We start from the raw sequence: 14,505 nt of genomic DNA on the forward strand, positions 1-14,505 counted from the left end.
CCGTTCATCGGCTTCTAACTAAATATTCAGTTTCCTCGGCTTGCTTCCAAGAATTATTTGGATGATGGCAGCGGAAGCAACTCCAAGGATGCCGCCGAACAAAAACGGGGCGCTGGAGTTGATATTATCCCACATTAAGCCCGCTATGATTGATGACAAGAGCAGGCCGATGCCCTGCAGCATGCCATAAAGGCCAAGCACGGTTCCCTTTAGTCCTGTTGGCGAGTTTTCCGCTATAAAAGCCCGCTCCGCGCCGCTGATAAACGCATTGTAAGCGCCGTAAGCAATAAACAACAGCACAATTGCCGGTTTTGACGATAAAAGCGCAAAGCCAAGATATACAAATCCGTAAATCAGGTATCCGGGAACAAGGATTCTGCTCCTTCCAAATTTGTCGGACAGCTTACCTGACGGAATCGCGAGTATAGACGCCGAAACATTAAAAATCAGATAAAGCAAAATGACCTGCGACGCTGCAAAGCCTTGTTCCTGTGCTTTCAGCAGTAAAAATGTGTTTGATGAATTTCCGAGGCAGAAAACGAATATTACGGCGAGATATGTTTTCAGCTTTCCATCCAGCTTTAAACCTTTTAGGGTCAACTTCTCGCAGGGCACTTCACAACTTTTGTCTTCCCTGATTGCAAAAATGATCATGATTCCGATGACTGCCGGAATCATGGAAAACAGAAATGCCTTATGATACCCAAAATTGGTTGCAACAAATATGTAGGCAACCAGTGCGCCAAGTGACGAACCCGCCATATCAAGCATCTTATGTAGCCCAAAAGAACCTCCGAGCTTTTTCTTATCACTCGACTGTGCGACAAGTGCGTCACGCGGAGCGGTTCGAATACCCTTTCCGGTACGGTCAATGACTCTCGCCACTAAAACACCAAACCATGAGGTTGCGAGAATAAGGAATATCTTATAAATCACCGACGCTGAATATCCTGCAAAGGCAAGGCGTTTTTTGTTATGGTACACATCCCCAATATAACCGCTGAACACCTTTAGAAGCGAAGCTATGCTCTCGGCGCTTCCTTCGATGACTCCTACGATTGCTGGAGATGCCCCGAGAGTGGCTGTTAAAAAGAGCGGAACAAGCGGGTAAACCATTTCGGTGCTCATGTCCACAAACATGCTGACAAGCCCGATCAGAACAATATTGGATATAATCTTTTTCTTTTTCATTTCAATCCCTCCGCTTTTTCGTTGAATTCATACACCTTGTCGCAGAAACCATTCAAGGACTCCGCACATTTTGACAGCATTAACTTGGCTTTTTCTTGAAGCGGCGCGTCAAAAGAATCCCTTGCAGTAATTTTTTCATACCATTGTTTAAGCTTGTTGAGTTCTTCCTCAGTTTCCTCGATCTCAGCAAACGTAAAATTCTCTCTTGCTATTTCCTTGTCAATTTCCTTGAAAAATTCTTCGCATTGTTCAAGCAATTCTCCGTATTCCTCATCCCTGGCTGCGTTTAACTGTTCAATTATAATTTTTTTACCGTCCTCATCTACCGAGGATGTCATGACAAACGCCTCTCCACTATTCTGGAAAACCTCGCTCTTAATCTCATTCAACAAACTGTAATTTTCATCGCTTAAAGGTAATATCCACATTGACTGTTGGATACTGACAGCGCCGATTTTTTTCAGTTTTCTCCAGATGGACACACGCGCCCTTGACGGTTCTCTCGGCAGCGTATAATTGATTACAAGCCATTTGTTTTGTTCCATAAAATCATCCTCTTAAATGTAATACTGGTTACTAAAATATATCATAAAGTAATACTGGTTACAATACCAAAAATAAATTATCGGTCTGATTTTTATCAGGCCGATTTTTAATAAAGTTTTGAAAGGAGCGGATAACAATGAAAATAAACCCCACTAAACTATCGTATGACGATAGCCATGTTCAGGAGTTTCTCGACATGATTTCACCCTCGGTGGTCAAATTCAATACGGATCATTTCATCTGCGGCAACACCTACCGGTGCGTCTGGGCGCTTCGAGAATACCCGACATGGTAGTTATAGACGATGAAAAAGCACTGGGAAGCTGACGCAGTACATCAGCTTCCCAGTTTGCTTATAATCTCAATAACAGATTAAACTTTGATTTCCTTCCTAAAACACCATAGTCCAAGCGCAGTAAACCAAAAAAACAGCAAGAATGATATTGATAGGTTTATAGTACTTTTTATAAATTTTCTGAATTTTCATGCCGAACCACGCCCATGATAAGGACGCAAGCGAACCGACGGTTGCAATTATCATTTCCGTACCCAATAGAGCGGCAAAAGAGTCATAATACGGTACGATGTATCCCGTAAGGCAGGTCATGCCGTAAAAATATATTTTGACATTCACAAACTGCAATAAGAACCCTGTCCAGAATGAAGGTTCCTTAGTTTCACTTCTTTCATCCGGTCTGCTTCTGGCAATATGTACTGAAAGCCACAAGAGGTACCCCCCACCAAAATACTTCAGTACAGTCAGCATCGGTGACAGGTAATGACTCAGTCCGAAAATAGCAGCGGCGCAAATGGCCTGCACGCAATAATATCCGCATACGATGCCGAAAAATAGCGTTTTCCCCTTTTTCCAACCATATGTTGTAATGGTGGTCAGTGTTAGAATATTACCCGGTCCCGGCGTGAAAGAATTGATTAACATATAGGCAGCAAGTGCAGTTAGTGCAGGAGTAGGCATAACAACACTCCCTCCATAATATCTCGTCTATTTTTGAATCTTTCGAAATGCATTTTCTAAATCACTGATAATATCATCAACATTTTCAAGCCCAACGGATAAGCGTATCATCCCGGCTTCAATTCCTGCCGCAATAAGCTGTTCGTCGGTTAGCTGACGGTGCGTCTCACTTGCAGGATGAAGTACACAGGTTCGGATGTCGGCAACATGGACTTCATTGGATGCAAGCTCAAGCGAATCCATAAATCGAGTAGCTGCATTTCTTCCGCCTTTAATAACAAACGAAATTACACCGCTTGCGCCTTTGAGATATTTCTGTGCCAGTGCATAATTAACATCTCCCTCAAGCCCCGGATATGTTACTTCTTCTACTTGCTCGGAACTTTTGAGATGGCGTGCAACAATCAGCGCGTTTTCGCAATATTGTTTCATTCTTACAGCTAAGGTTTCAAGACCGAGATTGAGCAAAAACGCGGAATGTGCGGCAGGGTACATGCCGAAATCACGCATGAGCTGCATCCGCGCCTTAACGATATATGCTTTTTTGCCATAAGTTTCGGTATATGATATTCCGTGATAGGACTCGTCCGGCTCGGTCAAATCCGGGAAATTACCATTAGTCCAATCAAAATTTCCACTATCAACAATAGCTCCGCCGACCTGAACTGCATGGCCGTCCATGTATTTTGTAGTGGAATGAATGATGATATCTGCTCCAAATATAAAGGGCTTGCACAGAATCGGCGTTGCAAAGGTATTGTCGACAATCAGCGGCACCTTATGGCTATGCGCAATTTTTGCAAAACGCTCAATATCAAACACAGTCAATGAGGGATTGGCAATGGTTTCACCGAAAACAGCTTTTGTATTCGGCTTAAATGCATTGTTAATTTCTTCCTCTGTCGCGTTTCCCTCGACATAGATGCATTCAATTCCAAGTTTTTTCAAGGTAAAGGAAAAGAGATTAATGCTTCCTCCGTAAATATGTGGCATACTGATAAAGCTGTCGCCGGAGTTGCAAATATTCAGTATGGATAACAATGTTGCAGCCTGACCGGAAGTGGTACACATTGCACCGATTCCACCCTCAAGCTCCGCAATTTTATTCTCAACAGCCATAACGGTAGGATTACCGAATCTTGAATAGATTAAGCTTTTCATCGGGTCATCAAATACCGCAGCCACATCAGCGGTTGAATCGTACACATACGTCGTGCTTTGTACTATAGGTACTACACGCGGCTCCGCATTCTGGGGATAATAACCTGCGTGCAGGCATTTCGTTTCGTCTTTCATTCGGCGTTCCTCCATGTTTTTTAAGATAAAAATAGTATAGCACCCAAAGGCGCTATACTAAATTACGAGTTTTGTATGTATCGATATAGGATGAAACTATATATCCTCTGCGTATTTTTCTAACGCAGCAAGGTAGATGTGCCCTAACTCATTTAGAATTATATCCTTGTGCATAATTGTACCTATCTCTATCTTTTCGTCCACATCCAGCTGTACAGCAATGATATCATTGCCGTGCAAGTAGGCTGGAAACACTCCAGACGAAATCGTATAAGCATTCAGGCCAATAATAAAATTCACGACGGCGGCGCGGTCGCTCACGCGTATCTGCTTTGCCACCGTTCTTGTGGACAGGATTTCCTCAGAATAATAAAACGAATTGTATATGCCCTGATTGTAGGTGATGTAAGGGTAATTCTCAAGCTCGTCAAGCGTAACGATGTCCTTACTCGCCAGCGGGTGGTTCTTGAACAGAAAAACATGTGGCTTTGCGGTAAAAAGATGTTTGAATTTCAAGTCGTTGTCGGACAGCAGTTTTCGAATGACGGTTTCGTTTGCATAACTCAGATAGATAATACCAAGGTCACTGCGGAGATTCTTCACGTTTTCAATGATATCATGGGTTGTGCCCTCGTAAAGCGTAAAGTCATAAACCTCTCCGCCAAACTGCTTTACCATTTCTACTAACGCGTTTGCGGCAAATGTATAGTGCTGCGTGGAAACGGAAAAGCGTTGCCTCCCGTTCTGTTCATTCAGATACTTGCCCTCCAGCATATCCATCTGCTGCAAGACCTGACGCGCATAGCCAAGAAATTCCATTCCCTCCTCCGTTAGTTGCATTCCTCTCGGAGTACGCAGGAACAGAGTTCTCTTCGCTTCCAATTCTACCTCTTTAATGGCGTTTGAGAGACTCGGTTGAGAAATAAATAGCTGCTTTGCCGCCTCGTTTATGGAGCCGCATTCCGCTATCGTAACAATATATTTTAGCTGTTGTAATGTCATAGAACCCTTTCTTTTTCTTAAGACAGATATAATAGCGTAAGTATACGTTGATTTCGTAAAATATAAACAATGCAAATTTTGTATGCGCTTATTATACCATGCTTGGCCCAAAATGTGTCCAGCGCCGTCACAAATGTGGCGGCTTTTTATGTCAAAATGTAAAATCAGAAAGGAAGAAACCATATGGCAAGTAAAGCAAAGACCCAAACCGCCGTGCAAACGGATGTCCATATTCAAAAATTTTTGGACATGATCTCGCCCTCTATAATTAAATTCAACACCGACCACTTTATCTGCGGCAACACATTTCGGTGTGTTTGGGCACTTCGTGAATATCCGACCTCCACCGACGAGCAGGCGATTCTGCGGCATCTCGGAGAAAAGGACGGCATCACCCTGCGCATCTACACCCGGCAGGTGACGGCAACCGAGGAAAGAAAGATCATTCATAACGCCGCCAACAAAAACCGCATGAGCAGGAGCAGTACCTCCGACCTCCAACAGACCGTCACAGCGGAAAGCAACCTACAGGACGTGGTAACGCTGGTGTCCTCCATGCACCGGAACCGTGAGCCGCTCTTGCACTGCGCTGTCTACATTGAATTAACCGCCCACGACCCGGACAGCCTGAAGCTCCTCCAGACCGACGTGTTGACCGAGCTGGTGCGCTCGAAGCTCAACGTGGACCGCCTTCTACTCCGCCAACAGGAGGGCTTTCTGGCGGTCGGCCCGGCAGGGCGCAATGTGTTCGGCAGCCAGTTTGAGCGCGTTCTGCCCGCCAGCTCCGTCGCCAACCTTTACCCCTTCAACTACAGTGGAAAAACGGACGCTCACGGTTTCTATCTTGGGCGGGATAAATTCGGGAGCAACATCATCGTCGATTTTGATCAACGCGACGATGACAAAACCAACGCCAACATCCTCATCCTGGGCAACAGCGGTCAGGGCAAGAGCTATCTCCTGAAGTTGATCCTCTGCAACATCCTCGAATCCGGCAAGAACGTGATCTGCCTTGATCCCGAGCATGAATATGTCGATCTGGCCGAAAATTTTGGCTGCTTCGTGGACCTGATGAATGGTGAGTACCAGATCAACCCGCTCGAGCCGAAAACATGGGACGAGGGCGGCGACTCCGGCGACGGAGACGCGCCGCTGACCTTCCGGCAGCGCACCAAGCTCAGCCAGCACATCTCCTTCTTAAAAGACTTTTTCCGCTGTTACAAGGATTTTTCCGACCGCCACATCGACGTGATCGAAATCATGCTGGGCAAACTTTATGAAAAATGGAACATCGGCGACCACACGGATTTCGGTAAGCTGTCCGCGGAACAGTATCCCATCCTCTCCGACCTGTACGCGCTGATCGAGGACGAGTATAAAAACTATGACAGAGAAAAACACCAGCTCTACACACAAGAGCTCTTGCAGGACATCCTGCTGGGGCTGCACTCCATGTGCGTCGGCGCCGAATCAAAATTCTTCAACGGGCATACCAACGTGACCTCAAGCCGCTTCGTGGTCTTTGGCGTCAAGGGACTCCTTCAGGCCAGCCGCAACGTGAAGAACGCTCTGCTTTTCAACGTGTTATCCTTCATGTCGGATAAGCTGCTCACAGAGGGCAACACCGCTGCCAGCATTGATGAGCTTTACCTCTTTTTGACCAACCTCACGGCCATCGAATATATCAGGAACGCCATGAAGCGTGTGCGAAAAAAGGAATCGGCGGTAATTCTGGCCAGTCAGAATCTTGAGGATTTCAATATCGAGGGTATCAGAGAGCTGACAAAACCCCTGTTTTCCATCCCAACGCACGCATTCCTTTTCAACGCCGGCAACATCGACAAGCAGTTTTATATGGATAGCCTACAGCTTGAGGAATCGGAATACAACCTGATCCGCTTCCCCCAACGCGGTGTCTGCCTGTATAAGTGCGGCAACGAGCGGTACAACCTTGTCGTTCACGCGCCCGAATACAAGGAGAGGCTGTTCGGAAAGGCCGGTGGGCGGTAATGGCGGTAATAACCGCGGCGACCGTCGCAAAGGCGGCCGCCGCTATCCTTTCCAATGAGAAAACGCGAAAGGCGGTAGGCTGGATCATCGCCGCCATCCTGTCGCCCGTTATTTTAATCATCGTCTTCATCTGCGGATTCATGTCGGGCGGCGCCAACCACAATAACGCCGCCGTGGATCTCTGCTACTACGGCGGTATGATCGCCGGAACCGTTCCGGAAGGATACCGGCAGCACATTGAGGATATGCAAGAAAGCTTCGCAATCATCGACAGTGACATCGCAGCCATCAGCGCACAAACCGAAAACGGCAACGGCCTTGACTCTCAGCGGGTCAAGGCTGTTTTTTATGCTCTGTTTTTCGGCGCCGAAAACCCCTCTCAAGTCGGTATCTCAAGGTTTGTAGATTGCTTCGTCACTTATGAAACCCGCACGAACACCTGGACGGATGAGGACGGAGTGGAGCATGAGGATACCTATACGATAGCCATACCTATCGCCTCGCTGGATACGGTTTACGCCAACATCTCGGCAGCCATGGGCGTGGAGATCACCGATGCTGACAGGAAGAACGCCGATGCAATCTATGGGCGGACGAGCAGCGGCGGCGATACGTTCTCCGGCAGCTATGAACGCGGCGGCGACCGGGGCATTGAGCTGGACGTTTCCGCGTTTGTCAATCTGACAGAAAAAAATAATCAGGATCTGGTGACATATGCAATTCATGCGTGGGAATCCGGATGGGGATATGTTTGGGGCACCTACGGCTCCGTCCTCACGGATTCGCTCTTTGCGTCTAAGCTGGAGCAATACCCTGACGGCGTGGGAAACTACGAGGACTTCATCCGGGAAAATTGGCTGGACGGCAGAACGACCGACTGCGTCGGACTCATCAAGGGTTACGGTTGGTTAGATCCCGAAACCCTCACCATTGACTACGGAACAAACGGGATGCCCGACATCGGTGCGGATTCCATGTACGAAAACGCCACTGTAAAAGGCGATATCTCTACCATGCCGGATACCCCCGGACTTGCCGTATGGCACAGCGGTCATATCGGCGTCTATATCGGGAACGGCGAGGTGATCGAGGCGATGGGTACCAAGTACGGCGTGGTTAAAACCCAGCTTGCAGACCGCAACTGGACGGCATGGCTGGAGATACCGTATATCAGCTATCTCACAGATTAGGAGGAACAACCATAATGAGGATCTACAGAAAAAGAACAAGGAGGCCGATGCCATGATCAAACTCGGTGTGGACAACGGAAACTACAACACCAAATCCTCGGAGGGAATGCTCTACGCCTCCGGTTATACGGTCAGCGATCAGGAATTCATCACGCCGGAGTTGCAGCTCTACTACGAGGGCAATTATTACGCCATTGGGGAACGCCGTCTGCGTTTCCAACAGGACAAGACCAAAGAGCAGGATACCTTCCTGTTGACACTGCCGGCTATCGCAGAGGCAATAAAAAAAGCCGGTACCGCCAATGCGGAGATCATCCTCGGCGTGGGGCTGCCCGTTGACAGCTATGGAGTGCAAAAGGATGCGTTCCGCAGATATTTCCTGCGGGATAACATTTCGTTTCAGTTTGAGGGGATTCCCTATCGCTGCCGGATCGTGGACTGCAAAGTGTTCGCCCAGGGGCACGCGGCGCTGTGCCGGTATTACCCCCGGCTGAAAGAATACCAGAGCATCACTCTGGTGGATATCGGCGGGTACACCGTGGATATTCTCACCGTCCATAATTTCCGGCTGGAGCGGTCAAGCTGCGCCAGCCTTCGCATGGGAACCATCACCCTCTACAGCCGTATTCAGGACGCACTCAGAAAAAGAGATATTCTCCTGTCGGACGAGCTCGTCACCGACGCCATTCGGGGACACATACAGCATACCGATAGCGTGCTGATCCAGACGACGGTGGAGCAGGCCGTCGAGGTTTACTGCAAAGAGCTGTTTAACGCCTTGCGGGAACGCGGCCTGGACCTTCGGCTCCCCACGGTATTCTCGGGCGGCGGTGCCGAACTGCTGGAACTCCAGCTGTACGAAGGCGACCTCAACACGGTAGAGGTGCTGAACCGTTTCGCCAACGCTGACGGATACAAGCTCCTGCTGGGGTGATCTTATGAGAAAACGATACTATCTTTCGTTTAACATGGACGATCCGCGGCACCGAGAAGCCGAGGCATTGGTCTCCAGACAGGGTATTCGGCAGCGCACCGATTTTGTGGTTTCCAGCATTTTGATGGCAAATCAGGCAGAGTCTGTGGAGCAAACGGTGCGCCGGGTGATCAGGGACGAGCTGAGAACGCTTCGTCTGCCCCAGCCGCCGCAGCCGGAACAGGAGGTTCAACTGAGCGATCTCCCGAACAGCCTGATCAATGCGCTGGAGGATTTGTAACCAAGTGGGTATACTTCACCGCCTCCGCTACACCAAGAGAAGGAAAGTATACCCTGATGGTTCAACTTGGAGTTGGTATGATGGGAATCTGAATCTGTTTCTTTTCTCTGATATTCGCGCCGCGAAATTAGAAGGTGAGGAAATCAAAGAACAGGAAGATAACAAAACGCGCATACAAAAGGGGGAATCAAAATGCCGCGCAGTATATATGCCATTACTTCAAATGAAAAGGCCTCGTACTATCAGACGGAGAATGTTGGAAGTCTGCTGCAACTTCTCTCCCTGCTCAGACAAGTTCACACCGCAAAAGACAGAGTGCCGTCCATTCGCACCGGCAACGCGGAACGTCTGGTGTTGTACTCAAAAAGCATGCTTCCGATTTGTCCCAGCCCGCATTTGCGGTTGTTTCAGCCGCTAGAGCCGGAGAAGTATTCGGAACTGCTTCGGCAATTTCCAGAGTGGAATACCGACGACCGCCAGATCATTCTTGACTATGACAATAATCATTTTAGTTTTACGGAGTGGGAAGATGATGGGCCGGTAACCATGCACGGTCCGCTGGACGGCGTCGTCGCCGCATATGCCGGCGCTCTTCGAAAGAAAAGCAGCACTCAGACCTACCTCAACGAAAAAGTGTTCATTGCTGAAATGGACCGTATCTGTGAGATCGGCCCTTTTGAATCTTTGCAGGGCGACAAACAGGCTTTCGGCATGGACCTGCAGCTTTAAAAAACAAGGAGGATTTATATGGGCGACAGATCTATAGAGCTATGGCTAAACCAGTATCAACTCGAAGCGCTGGAGCGCATCCTTTCGGAACACGGAACGGATACCGAAACGGTCATGCAGGCGCGGCTCTTGGAATTTTACCGGCAGACCGTACCCGAGCAGGAACGCACGGAAATCAATAATAAGATCGAGGCCGATCGCCTTGCGGCCGAACGGCTGACCCAGGAGATGCGCCATTTTTCGGTGTACCATATTACGGAGAACGGCTCCGAGTGTCACTTCGAGTCCGACTATGGTATGGAAATCATGCAGACCGCATGGCAGATGCGAAGGTATCTTCGAGCCGAGTTTGAAAAGCAGCCTGAAAGCTTCGCCGCTATCTTCGACGATGCGATCCCCATTGATGCTCAGCGATTTGATGAACGCATTGGTGAATTGCTTGATAACAGTAAAAATATCGTCGGCGCGTTTGATATCGACTTTGATAAGCAGGAATTTTCCGGCGTCCATCGCTTAGACGGCTGGAAGACTTTTGCGATGAAAGACGTCAGCATCGCGGCTTATCACGCATACCGCAGCGACTACCGATCAATGAAAGATCGGTGGGAAATCTTCCTTGACCATATCGACGGCAAGGAGCTGACGCATGAGCAAAGCTCACCGATGCAGACCATGGAATAGCGAATCTTCGCATCCGTCGCCGCCTGTACCGCCCTGTGAGCGGTTTTATCGGTAAGGGTAAGATAAACAGCCGGCCCACAGCTTTGACACGCCGTTGCGGAGAGGTGAACCCCCCTGTCGAAAAGAGTGCAGGATAAAGGAGCGGAGGCGTGAAGCCTCCGCTCCGAGCCACAAAGCCCCGCAGTGCGGGGCTTTTTCGGGGTTTCAGAACCGCAGTCGGTTTCCGGCTTTTCCAACCTGACCAACGCTGGTATTTTTGAAAAAAGCAGACGTGTAAAGGACTTTCACGCTCTTTTAAGCGCGGTCTATGACCAAATTACGACAGGAGGATATAAAAATGTTCGAGGATATCAAGAGGAAATACACCATTTGGCTGAAGCCGGAGCTGGTGCATCGGATCGACGCGCTGACCGAGCTGGATAACTGCCAGAGCCGAAGCGAATTTACAGAGAAAGCACTCCGCTATTATATCGGGCATCTGAACAGCGAGGACACCACGGCCTTTCTTTCCAAGGCGCTCGTTTCCGTGCTGCGGGGCGTCCTGCGCGACGAGTCGAACCGCTTCGCCTCCCTGCTGTTCAAGCTGGCGGTTGAGGAAGCGATGATGATGAACGTGCTGGCGTCGGGACTGGAGATCAGCGAAGCGGATCTGCGCGCACTCCGCGGACGGTGCGTCGCAGAGGTGAAGCGCACCAATGGCAAGATCTCTTTCGATGACGCGGTAGACTTCCAGAAAGGCATCGCGGAGTAAACCATGCCACGACTCATACTGAAGTGTCCCTACCTCAAGGGAGGCAAGGCGGCGGCGCATCTTTCCTATCTCGTCAAGTACATCGCAACCCGCGAGGGTGTGGAGCGGATACCTGACAGCCGCCGCCTGCTTCCCGCCACCCCCAAACAAAGGGATTTGCTGGAACAGATCGTCCGTGATTTTCCGGATACCAAGTCCCTCTTCGAGTACGAGGATTATCTCGCCGCGCCAACCGTAGAAAACGCTTCGGACTTCATCGGCATTGCGCTGGAACTCAACTTTGAACAGCTTGCCAAGCGGGAAAACTATGTGGACTATATCGCAAACCGTCCCCGCGTTCAGAAGCTCGGCACACATGGACTGTTCTGGGCCGGCGACGATCCGCTTGTCCTCTCAAATATCGCTGACGAGGTAGCGCAGCACGCCGGCAATGTGTGGACACCGATCATCTCCCTGCGACGCGAGGATGGCGCGCGGATCGGTTTTGATAATGCCGAAAACTGGCGGGATCTGCTCATGGCAAAGTCGGCCGAGATCGCAGACAGCCTGAAAATTTCTCCAGACCACTTCCGATGGTACGCTGCTTTTCATAACGAGTCGCACCATCCGCACATCCACATGATCTGTTATTCCATCGACCCGCGGGAGGGATTTCTCACCCGGCAGGGCATCGCTCAGATGAAGTCTGGTCTGGCGCGACAGATATTCAGGCAGGATCTAAACACCGTCTACGCCGAGCAGACCAAACGTCGTGACGCGCTCGGCATGGAAGCGCGCGAAGTCATGGAGCGCCTCGTCCGCCAGATGCAAAACGGTATCCTGTACAACGAGAAGATCGAGCAGCTCACGGCGTACCTCGCCGACCGTCTGCAATATCACTCAGGAAAAAAGCAGTACGGCTATCTTAAAGCCCCGCTTAAATCCGTGGTGGATGAGATCGTGGACGAGCTGGCAAAGGACAGCCGCGTCGCAGAAGCCTACCGGCTGTGGTATGAGATGCGAAACGAAGTGCTTAACACCTACCGTGACGAACTGCCTGAGATGCTTCCGCTCTCAAAGCAAAAGGAATTCAAATCGATCCGCAACATGGTTATCAAGGAAGCTCTGCTCATCAGCGACAGAACCATGACCTTTGAGGAACCGGCATCCGTGGACACGGTATTGCCGGAGCCGGAGTCCGAGGACGATACGCCGCCCGATAACCCTCTGCCGGAAGATGAAACCTCCGAGCCGGAGTACGACTCCAGAGAACAGACTCGGAGGCAAGGCTCCTCTCGAGGCCGTGGTTCTTCCGCTTCCTGGTGGACAGAGGACTACAAGCTGGCGAAAAAATATCTGTTTGGGGATGAGGATGCCGGAATCCCGCGGGATTTTTCTGAAGCCCGCGCACTGTTTCTGTCGGAGGCGGAAAACGACAACCCCCTCGCCATGTACGACCTCGGCCGTATGAGCGCGGACGGCCTCGGCCGCGAGGCCGACGCGGAGGAAGCCCAGCGATGGTATGCGGAAGCCCTTGCCGGGTTCCACGCGGCGCAGGAAAAAAGGCCGTGGAAATATACCGAATATCGCATCGGTAAGATGTACGCCGCGGGGCTTGGCACGGAGCAGGATTATTTGCATGCGGCAGACTGGCTCACCCTGTCGGCCGACGAGGGATACAAATACGCCGAATACTCTCTTGGCGGCCTGTACTATCATGGCAAGGGAGTGGAGCAGGATCAGGGTTATGCGTTCAGGCTCTATGCGCGCGCGGCAGCACAAGACTTTCCGTATGCCAGCTTTGAGCTGGGCAAGATGCTGCGGGACGGTATCGGCTGCGTCAAAAACAGCGCGGAGTCGGAAAGACATTTCCGAGATGCCTTTCACGGTTTTGTTTCCTTAGAGGAACAGAGCCACGATGATAAGATCCAGTACCGGCTCGGCTGGATGCTCCTAAACGGCGTAGGCACGGAGAAGAATGTCACGCTGGCGAAAGAAATGCTGGAGAAATCGGCCGGCGTCGGAAACCCCTTTGCCTGTTACCAGCTTGCCAAGCTCATCCTCACCGAACCAAACCCCACCCCGGATGAAGTGGAAAAGGCCCTTGCCTTTCTCAAGCAGGCGGTGGAAGCCGAAAATCCCTACGCCGCATATTTTCTCGGCAAGCTCTGCCAGGAGGGGCGGCATGTCCCCCAAAACATCGCAGAGGCCGCGCGGTTCTTCCGGTTATCCGCGGAACAAGGCAATGAGTATGCGGCATACCGGCTCGGCAAGCTCTACCTGGGCGGCGAGGGTGTTCTCAAGGATGTGAGCGAGGCTCTTCATTGGCTGAACTTTGCCGCGGACAAGAAGAATCAGTTTGCCGAATACGCCCTCGGCGTCCTCTACCTCAAAGGCGAGGATATCCCGAAGGACACAGCCACGGGAGTGGAATACCTGAAGCGGTCTGCCTCTCGGGGCAACCAATTCGCACAGTACCGGCTCGGCAAGATTTATCTCGCCGGCGAAGACGCGCCAAAAGATGTGGAAGCGGCGCTGCGGTATCTGCATGACGCCGCGGAACAAGGAAACCAGTACGCGCAATATACCCTTGGCAAGCTGTATCTCATGGGCAGGGATGTGTCGAGGAACATGGAGTCCGCCGTGCGCTGGCTGACACTCTCGGCGGCACAGGGGAATCAGTATGCGCAGTTTTTCCTTGACAATCTTGACCGGTTTCGCAACCCTTCTGTGTTTCTCGCCGCCACCCGTATGCTTCACCACATGAGCCGGATCTTTGCCGACAACACGCCGGCCGGGAAACGCGGCGCAGGGATACAGCTCGACCGCAAGCTCCTGCGAAAACTCAAAACCAAGAAGATCGCCCAGGGGCATAAGGCGGACGATCATGAGCAGGAGCAGACACCGGGCATGACAATGACAATGTAAGACTGGAGGTGT

Annotated in this window: 14 protein-coding genes; 9 read left to right on the top strand and 5 right to left on the bottom strand. The window is 50.5% G+C overall.

Going from position 1 to position 14,505, the window contains the following annotated elements; translation table 11 throughout:
• Positions 1-18: 18 nt before the first annotated feature.
• Together A7K50_RS13330 and A7K50_RS13335 are read right to left on the bottom strand one after the other, a co-directional pair.
• Positions 19-1,191 carry an MFS transporter gene (locus tag A7K50_RS13330; protein WP_119776819.1) on the bottom strand — a complete coding sequence of 391 codons (1,173 nt, stop codon included), beginning with the start codon at positions 1,189-1,191 and terminating at the stop codon, positions 19-21.
• Positions 1,188-1,736 carry a Chromate resistance protein ChrB gene (locus A7K50_RS13335; RefSeq protein WP_119776821.1) on the bottom strand — a complete coding sequence of 183 codons (549 nt, stop codon included), beginning with the start codon at positions 1,734-1,736 and terminating at the stop codon, positions 1,188-1,190. Before A7K50_RS13335 ends, A7K50_RS13330 begins: the two co-directional genes overlap by 4 nt.
• A gap of 137 nt (positions 1,737-1,873) precedes the next feature.
• On the opposite strand from A7K50_RS13335, the gene A7K50_RS14240 reads away from it, so the two are divergent.
• Positions 1,874-2,032: a hypothetical protein gene (locus A7K50_RS14240; protein WP_165904955.1), complete on the top strand. Its 159-nt coding sequence runs from the start codon at positions 1,874-1,876 to the stop codon at positions 2,030-2,032.
• Positions 2,033-2,128: 96 nt separating this feature from the next.
• Here A7K50_RS14240 and A7K50_RS13340 read toward each other — a convergent pair whose 3' ends face one another.
• From A7K50_RS13340 to A7K50_RS13350, 3 genes are all read right to left on the bottom strand, one after another.
• Positions 2,129-2,713, bottom strand: coding sequence for a LysE family transporter (locus A7K50_RS13340; RefSeq protein WP_119776822.1), 585 nt, complete (start codon positions 2,711-2,713; stop codon positions 2,129-2,131).
• Positions 2,714-2,740: 27 nt separating this feature from the next.
• A complete protein-coding gene (locus A7K50_RS13345; protein ID WP_119776824.1) occupies positions 2,741-4,009 on the bottom strand; it encodes an O-acetylhomoserine aminocarboxypropyltransferase/cysteine synthase family protein in 1,269 nt (422 codons plus the stop codon).
• Between the two features lie 96 nt (positions 4,010-4,105).
• Entirely contained in the window at positions 4,106-5,011 is a 906-nt protein-coding gene (locus A7K50_RS13350) for a LysR family transcriptional regulator (protein ID WP_119776826.1), read from the bottom strand.
• Positions 5,012-5,194: 183 nt separating this feature from the next.
• Here A7K50_RS13350 and A7K50_RS13355 point away from each other — a divergent pair, with 183 nt between their 5' ends.
• From A7K50_RS13355 to mobP3, 8 genes are all read left to right on the top strand, one after another.
• Entirely contained in the window at positions 5,195-7,021 is a 1,827-nt protein-coding gene (locus tag A7K50_RS13355; protein WP_119776827.1) for an ATP-binding protein, read from the top strand.
• The gene (locus A7K50_RS13360) at positions 7,021-8,211 is read left to right on the top strand and encodes a hypothetical protein (protein ID WP_119776829.1); all 1,191 of its coding nucleotides are present in this window, start codon (positions 7,021-7,023) and stop codon (positions 8,209-8,211) included. Before A7K50_RS13355 ends, A7K50_RS13360 begins: the two co-directional genes overlap by 1 nt.
• A 52-nt stretch (positions 8,212-8,263) precedes the next feature.
• On the top strand, positions 8,264-9,145 hold the full coding sequence (locus tag A7K50_RS13365; RefSeq protein WP_119776831.1) for a ParM/StbA family protein: 882 nt from the start codon (positions 8,264-8,266) through the stop codon (positions 9,143-9,145).
• A 34-nt stretch (positions 9,146-9,179) separates the two neighbouring features.
• Entirely contained in the window at positions 9,180-9,425 is a 246-nt protein-coding gene (locus tag A7K50_RS13370; protein WP_243103758.1) for a plasmid segregation centromere-binding protein ParR, read from the top strand.
• Between the two features lie 192 nt (positions 9,426-9,617).
• A complete protein-coding gene (locus A7K50_RS13375) occupies positions 9,618-10,154 on the top strand; it encodes a hypothetical protein (RefSeq protein WP_119776834.1) in 537 nt (178 codons plus the stop codon).
• Positions 10,155-10,172: 18 nt separating this feature from the next.
• Positions 10,173-10,835 (top strand): hypothetical protein, encoded by a 663-nt coding sequence (locus tag A7K50_RS13380; RefSeq protein ID WP_119776836.1) that lies wholly within the window; start codon positions 10,173-10,175, stop codon positions 10,833-10,835.
• 337 nt (positions 10,836-11,172) lie between these two features.
• Positions 11,173-11,586 carry a hypothetical protein gene (locus tag A7K50_RS13385; RefSeq protein WP_119776837.1) on the top strand — a complete coding sequence of 138 codons (414 nt, stop codon included), beginning with the start codon at positions 11,173-11,175 and terminating at the stop codon, positions 11,584-11,586.
• A gap of 3 nt (positions 11,587-11,589) precedes the next feature.
• Complete coding sequence (gene mobP3, locus A7K50_RS13390) at positions 11,590-14,493, top strand: MobP3 family relaxase (RefSeq protein ID WP_119776839.1); 2,904 nt, start codon at positions 11,590-11,592, stop codon at positions 14,491-14,493.
• Positions 14,494-14,505: the final 12 nt, after the last annotated feature.

The organism is Dehalobacter sp. MCB1, assembly GCF_003590275.1.
In the GTDB taxonomy this organism is placed as follows: Bacteria; Bacillota; Desulfitobacteriia; order Desulfitobacteriales; family Syntrophobotulaceae; genus Dehalobacter.